Genomic DNA, 1621 nt, shown 5'->3' on the forward strand with positions numbered 1-1621 from the left:
CGCCACCACCGCGAACCCACCGGCCGCCACCAGCGCCCCCGCCCGCACGACGGCCACGGCCCCGAACCGCCGCACCCCGAGATCCCCGATCGCCCGCCCGAGCAGCGTGGTCACCATGTACACGTTGTACGGCACGGTCGCCATCTGCTCGGAGCTCCCCAGCACGTCCTGGAGGTACTTCGCGCTCCAGTTGGAAACCGTGGAGTCCCCGATGTACGCCACGGTCATCACCAGACACAACGGCAGCAGCCACTTGAAGACGACGACCTGCCCCTCGCCCGCCGCCTTGTCCCCTACGGCCGGCGCCGCATCCCCGTCGTCGACGTACCACCGGCTCCCCACCAGCACAGCCGGCAGCAACACCGCCACGACCGGCAGATACGACACCCACAACGCCAGATCCCAGTGCGCCCCCGCCCACGCCAGCGAGGCCCCCACGATCCCGCCCAGGCTGAAGGCCGCGTGGAAACTGAGCATGATGCTGCGCCCGTACGCCCGCTGAAGGCTCACCCCGAGCATGTTCATCGACGCGTCCAGCACCCCGACGGCGAGCCCGAACGCCGCGAGCGCGACACCCAGTTCCACCAATCGCTCCCCGGCTCCGACCCCGAGCAGCGCCAGCAGCACCACGGGCTGGGACCACCGCAGCAGCCGACTCGGCGGCACCCGCTTCACCAGCCGCTCGGTGCTCACGCTCCCGACCCCGGCGAGGATCGGCACAGCGGCCAGGAACGCCGGCAGCAGCGCGTCCGAGACCCCGTACCGGTCCTGGATGGCCGGAATCCGCGTCACGAGCAGAGCGAAGGCGACCCCCTGCACCAAGAAGCCGAACGCCAATGAGGCCCTGCCGCGCCGCAGCACATCAGTCATGGCCGCGAGCGTAGGGCCCAGACTTACTCATGGGTAGATCCAGCCAAAGATGAATTGGGCTCAGCTTCCGCGCTCTCACACGAGCAGCGCCGTCAGCTCCCGCATGTCGGAGAAGAGCCGCCCGGCCCCGGCCAGCCTCTCCGCCGGCGTCATGGCGGTGAACCCGTACACGTCCATTCCGGCCGCGACCGCCGCCCGCACCCCCAGCGGACTGTCCTCGACGACGACACACCGCTCCGGCGCGACGCCCATCCGTTCCGCCGCGTACAGGAACAGATCGGGAGCCGGCTTCCCCCTCCCCACATCCTCGGAGCTGAAGATCCGCCCCTCGTCGAACCACCGGTCGAGCCCGGTCGTCCGGTGCCCCACCCGGATCCGCTCATGACTCCCGGACGACGCCACGCAGTACGGCACGGAGTCGGCGGAAAGCTTCTGCAGGACCTCCTCGACGCCGGCCACCGGCTTCAACTCCCGCTCGAAGGCCGCGAAGACCCGAGCGTGGAAGACATCGTCGAAATCCACGGGCAGCCGCTGCCCGGTCTGCTCCGCCACCAGGTCGTGGACGCGGTGCATGGCGGAGCCCATGTAGTCCCGGATGGAGTCCTCGTACGACGTCGGGTGACCCAGCTCGGTGAGATAAGCGGCCAGAAGCCGGTTGGAGATGGGCTCACTGTCGACGAGGACACCGTCGTTGTCGAAGATCACGAGGTCATAGCGCATGGCTCGACCCTAAACGCAGAAAACCCCCGCA

At 69.2% G+C, this 1621-nt stretch carries 2 protein-coding genes; both read right to left on the reverse strand.

Translation table 11 applies throughout. From position 1 onward, the window contains the following. A partial coding sequence (locus CCL05_RS42550; RefSeq protein WP_086565845.1) for an MFS transporter occupies positions 1 to 870 on the reverse strand: 870 nt, incomplete at its 3' end. Between the two features lie 75 nt (positions 871 to 945). Continuing rightward, on the reverse strand, positions 946 to 1590 hold the full coding sequence (locus CCL05_RS42555; protein ID WP_086565846.1) for an HAD family hydrolase: 645 nt from the start codon (positions 1588 to 1590) through the stop codon (positions 946 to 948). Positions 1591 to 1621: the final 31 nt, after the last annotated feature.

Source organism: Streptomyces africanus, from assembly GCF_002150735.1.
GTDB classification, from domain to species: Bacteria; Actinomycetota; Actinomycetes; order Streptomycetales; family Streptomycetaceae; genus Streptomyces; species Streptomyces africanus.